Source organism: Hymenobacter coccineus (assembly GCF_001816125.1).
Taxonomy (GTDB): Bacteria; Bacteroidota; Bacteroidia; order Cytophagales; family Hymenobacteraceae; genus Hymenobacter; species Hymenobacter coccineus.
In genome coordinates, this window is sequence record NZ_MDZA01000168.1 from 1 (window position 1) to 5,166 (window position 5,166).

Sequence of the window (5,166 nt, forward strand, 5' to 3'; positions counted from 1 at the left end):
GGGGGCCCCCGGCTGCTGGGGGCCCCCGGCGGGGCTCAGCACCTCCACGATGGGCTGGCCGGTGCAGGCGCTGGGCAGCTTGCTGTTCAAGAGCATGGCGGCCGTGGGGGCAATGTCGGTGATGGTGTGCGGGGCGAAGCTGACGCCCGGCACAATGCCCGCCCCGAACCAGAGCAGCGGCACGTGGCTGTCGTAGGCGTAGCCGGTGCCGTGGCTGGCGCCGGGGCCGATGTCGCCGGTCCACCCGGGCAGCAGCTCGAAGCGCACGTCGCCGAAGCGGGGGTAGTAGAAGCCGGCTTGCAGCTTGGCTTCGAGGTAGGTGGTGTAGCTGGCGTTGAGCAGCTGGGTGGTGGTGTTGACCTGGGCGATGCCGGGCAAGTCGCGCACGAAATCGGCCACGAGCTGCTGGGCGCGGGCCAGCTCCACCTTGCGGCGGGCCAGCAGCGGGCGGTTGAGGTACACCATGTTGCCGCGCACGGTTTCAATCCACTGGTCGGGCCCCAGCTGCTCGTTGAGGTAGGCGGCGGCGCCCTTGGCCAACGCGTCGGTCGAGAACGCGCCGGTGGGGGCCTGGTGGTCGGCGAGGTAGCGCGTCACCTCGCTGGCGCCGTGGTCGGCGGTCAGGAACACGGTGTACCGGCCCTTGCCCACAGTTTTATCGAGGGCTTGCAGCAGGCGGGCAATTTCCAGGTCAAGGCGCAGGTACAGGTCGTTTTCTTCCTTCGACTGGGGCCCAAAGGCGTGGCCCACCGCGTCGGGGCTGGAGTAGCTCACGGCCAGCAGGTCGGGCACGTCGTCGCGGCCCAGGTCGGTGCCGGCCAGGGCGGCCAATACAAAGTCCGTCAGCAGGTTGTCGCCGTAGGTGGAGGCGTACACGGTTTCGTAGCCGGGCCCACTGAGCGGGGCCAGCTTGGCCAAATCATACGGAAAGGTAGCCGCCGCCTTGCCTTTAAAGGGGCGCTCGTAGCGGTTGGAGTCGGGCAGGCTGTTGCGGTAGGCTTCGGGGCCGCGCAGGGGGCCCCAGGTTTGCTGGCGGTAGTAGTCGGGCCGCTTCTGGGCGTTGAAGGCCTGCACCCAGGCGGGCAGCGCGGGCACGTAGTAAGTGCTCGAAATGAAGTTGCCGCTGGCCACGTCGAACCAGTAGGCGCCGTCGGCCATGTGGCCGGCGGGCAGTGCCGAGGCCCGGTCTTTCAAGGACAGCGCCAGCACGCGGGCGCGGCCGCCGGTCACCATCTTCAGCTCGTCGCCGAGGGTGGTGCTCAGCTGGTTGCGGGCCGACACGCCCATGCCTTTACCCTGGCCGCCCACGAGTTGCACGGTGCTGTCGTCGGTGCAGTACACGTCGCGGCGCAGGCGGCGGTCGTACCACGAGTTGCCGACGATGCCGTGGTAGCGCGGCGTGGTGCCCGTGTACACGGAGGAGTGGCCGGGGCCCGTCACGGTTGGGATGTAGTTGTACTGCGTGTTGCGGCACTCGAAGCCCTCGCGCAGCAGCCGGTTGAAGCCGTCGGGCCCAAACTGGTCGCGGAAGCGGGTGATGTAGTCGGGCCGCATCTGGTCGACCATGATGCCCACCAGCAGCTTGGGCACGGGCGGCGGGGTGGGGCGGCGCTGGGCCAGCAGGGCCGAAGCGGGCAAAAGCAGGCCAGCGGCCAGCAATAGGTATCGGTTCATAAGCAAAGTAGGGGCCCCAGCCCGCAAAGGTCCCGCTTCGGCACCGGTCGGATGTTACCCAAATGATATTTTATTGCACTGGCCTGGGCTACTGGGGGCCCCGGGGTGCTGAAAAAGGCCAGCGGCCCCACTCACCCCCGCCCCGGCGGCCCAGGACTTCGGCGTCCGCAGCCAAGTCCTGTGTTACGAGCCGGTTACCGTTCAATTACCGTTGCCGAGGACGGGTGGGGGCAGCCAAAGGCAGACGTAGTTTTGCAGCGAAGAGGGACATAAGCCCCGCCCGGCCACTAGGGCCGGGCGGGCACCACCTCAATTTGGGTGAAGTATTGTTATTCCATTTGCTATTTATAAAACCGCCCCAACCAATTAGTTGGGGCCGGTTTGCATTGCGGCAGGGGCCCCGCTACTTGATGGCGCTGAGCAGCAAGTTGACGCCGAGCGGGTTGTGTTCCATCCGGCAGATGATGGGAAAATCGGGGTTGTTGAGAATCCAGAGCTCGGCGGGGTCGCCCTGGGCCACTACGTGCAGCACGTCCAGGGGCTGGCCGTTGAGCAGCAAGGGGTTGGCGGGGTCGTTTTGCTGCACGTACACCGTCTGGTCGTAGGTGTAGCGGCCCTGGGCGCGGAGGTCGGCGAAGGCTTTTTTCGACAGCATCAGGAAGGTTTGGTTGGGCAGCGGCACGGTGGTGCCGGGCTGCGGCTGGGCAAAGTGCAGCGACGCCGCGCCCTGCCAGGCGGCGGGGGCCACGGCGTAGGCCCGCCCGAAAAGCCCCGGATCTGCCAGCCCAGCTTCAGGGTGTCGCGGGCGCTTTGCACGCGCAGCTCCAGCGGCGCGTGCTGGCCGTGCAGCTCCAGCACGTACGAAAACGTGGTGCCGGGGCCCACCGGGGGCCGCAACGCCTGGGCGTGGCCGGCCGAGCCGAGCGCCGAAAGCAGCAGCGAAGCGAGGAGTTTTTTCATGGGACAAGCCGTTATTGGTGAGGGTGCGCTACAACGTGCCGCCGTCGGGCGGCAGAATTTTCGTGCCCCAGGCGGCCGGCCGGGGCCCCATTTCCAACACTAGCGTACCGCCGCGCACCAGGTCGCGGTGCTCGATCCAGGCCTGGGGGAAGGGCTTGCCGTTCAGGCGGGCGGCCACCACGTAGGGGTTGGCGGGCGAGAAGTTGCGGGCCGTGATGGTGAAATCGCGGCCGCCGGGCTGGTGCAGCACCGACTGGCGCACCAGCGGCGCGTTCAGCAGGTAATAGGACTGGCCGGCGTTGGGGTACAGGCCCAGCAGCTGGAAGGCCAGCCACGAGGACATGGCCCCCGAATCGTCGTTGCCGGGCAGGCCGAAGTGGGTGGTGTTGAAGCTCTTGTCAATGATTTGGTGGATGCGCTGGCTGCTCAAATCGGGCCGGCCCAGCCAGTGGTACAGGCTGGGCGTGAGGAAGGACGGCTCGTTGGCCACGTTGTAGTACTTGCGCGCAAACAGCGTGTCGAGCCGCGCCCGGAACGCCGCGGGGCCCCCGGCCCGGGCGATGAGCGCCGGCACCTGGTGGGGCACGCTCAGCGAGTATTCCCAGGAGGTGGCCTCGTAGAAAAATCCGCACCAGTGACACACGTACCACGGGTATTCGCGGGTGAGCGGCGTGTAGGGGAAGTACGGTTTCTGGATGTTGGAGGTGCCGTAGGGGATGCTGTCGAGCCAGCGCCCGGCCGCGTCGCGGGGCATGATGAAGCCCGTGGCGCCGTGGTCGCGGTAGCCGGCGCGCCACAGGTTTTGCCAGTTGCCGGCCTGGCGGCGGTACTGCTCATACGTGGCGGTTTCACCTAAGCCTTTGGCCACTACCGCAATGCAGTAGTCGTCGTAGGCGTAGTCGAGGGTGCGGTTGCCGGCGCGCACCACGCCGCTGGGCACGTAGCCGAGCCGGCGGTAGTCGAGCAGGCCGCCCCGCCCCTCCTTCTCCTCGTTGCCGCCGGGCGGCACGGTGGCGTCGTGCAGCATGGCGGCCAGGCCCTGGGGGTAGTCGATGCCTGGCAGGCCCTTGGCGTAGGCATCGGCGATGAGCACTTCGGCGTGGGAGCCGCCCTGGGTGCGGCCGTTGGCGTTGCCGCTGCGGGCGTCGGGCAGGTAGCCCTCGTGCTGGTAAATGTTGAGCAGCGCGTTCACGATGGCCACTTCCCGCTCGGGCGCCAGGAGCGTGATGAGCGGATTGGACGAGCGAAACGTGTCCCAGATGGCGTAGAAGTCGTCGTAGTACGGCTGGGGCCCGTTCCAAAGCGGGTTCTCGCCGCTACGGTCCACGGGCATCAGCAGGGTGTGGTAGAGGCCGGTGTAGAACAGCTTTTGCTGATCGGGCGGGGTGGCGGGGTCCAGCGCGATGCGGCCCAGCAGACCCTCCCAGCGGGCGCGCAGCTGGCCCAACACCTGGCCAAAGTCCCAGCCCGGTACCTCGGCCGCCACGTTGGCCCGGGCCCGGGCGGCGCTCAGAAACGAGATGCCCACCTTCACTTTCACCGAGTCGGGGCCCCCGTCGGCGAAGCGCAATAGGGCCCCGGTTTTCTCGCCCGAGTCGGGCTGCTCCTGCTGGCCGGGGTACAGCGTCGCCCCTTTCCAGGTCACGAAGCTGGCCACCGGCGCGTCGAACACGGCCGCGAAGTACACGGTGTAGGCGGGGCCGTTGTTCCAGCCGCCGCGGATGCGGCTGTAGCCCCGGATTTCGGTGGGCGACACCACTTCAATCTCCGAGCCCACGAACTGCTGGGCCTCGCGGGCGTCGGGTTCGGGCTCTTCGCCGAGGAAGAAACCGGCGTCGATTTTTAGGGCCCGCGGCTGGTGCGCCGGGTAGGTGAAGCGGTAGAAGCTCACCTTCTCCGCCGCCGTCACGTCCACCTGAATGCCGGAGGGCTTCAGCCGGGCCCCGTAGTAGCCCAGGGCGGCGCGCTCGGTTTCGCGGGGCGCGGCCTGGTCGAGCCGGTCGAGGGGGCCGCTGAAGGGCATGAGCAGGACGTTGCCGTACTTGGGGCCCCCGCCGGTACCGCTCACGTGCACCTGCGCAAAGCCCGTAACGGGCGCGGGCATCGGCAGCCAGCCGCTGTTGGGGCTGCTGGTGCAGTCGGGGCCCGGCTTCACCAGCCCAAACGGGCACGAGGGCCCCACAAACACCCGCCCCAGCCCCTCCGAGCCAATCATGGGGTCCACGTACCGGCCGTAGCCCTGGGCCGCCGCCGGGGCCAAGCGGCCCAACAGGCCCGCGGCCAGCAGCACTAATTTACCAAAACGCATTGCGGAACGGGGCATAGAAACAGTTAAAATCTACTCATAATCAACAGCTTGCGCGGCCCCTCCCCTAGCGCGTTTTGTAGCTCACCCAAATGGGATTGGTTAAAGCCAGCATGGCGCCCTGGGGGGTGCGCACCTCCACCCGCAGGTAGCGGGGGCGGCCGGGCGGCAGCGGCCGAGCGCACGGTGGTGACGCCCGCGGCGGCCACCGGGCGGGTAGCCACCAC

Annotated in this window: 4 protein-coding genes; all 4 read right to left on the reverse strand. The window is 68.1% G+C overall.

The annotated features are described in order from the left end of the window. The coding region (locus BEN49_RS11240; protein WP_070743383.1) for an alkaline phosphatase family protein at positions 1 to 1,674 on the reverse strand (1,674 nt) is incomplete at its 3' end. A gap of 403 nt (positions 1,675 to 2,077) precedes the next feature. Further along, positions 2,078 to 2,422 (reverse strand): hypothetical protein, encoded by a 345-nt coding sequence (locus tag BEN49_RS11245; RefSeq protein WP_158022850.1) that lies wholly within the window; start codon positions 2,420 to 2,422, stop codon positions 2,078 to 2,080. After that, positions 2,329 to 2,634, reverse strand: coding sequence for a hypothetical protein (locus BEN49_RS11250; protein ID WP_070743389.1), 306 nt, complete (start codon positions 2,632 to 2,634; stop codon positions 2,329 to 2,331). The genes BEN49_RS11245 and BEN49_RS11250 overlap by 94 nt, the downstream gene beginning before the upstream one ends. Positions 2,635 to 2,662: 28 nt before the next feature. Next, a complete protein-coding gene (locus BEN49_RS11255; RefSeq protein ID WP_204376091.1) occupies positions 2,663 to 4,957 on the reverse strand; it encodes a GH92 family glycosyl hydrolase in 2,295 nt (764 codons plus the stop codon). Between the last annotated feature and the right edge of the window lie 209 nt (positions 4,958 to 5,166).

Excerpts from the sequence above, each read along its gene's own strand:
- BEN49_RS11250 (WP_070743389.1), bottom strand. The coding sequence starts at position 2,634 with ATGAAAAAACTCCTCGCTTCGCTGCTGCTTTCGGCGCTCGGCTCGGCC.
- BEN49_RS11255 (WP_204376091.1), bottom strand. The coding sequence starts at position 4,957 with ATGCCCCGTTCCGCAATGCGTTTTGGTAAATTAGTGCTGCTGGCCGCG.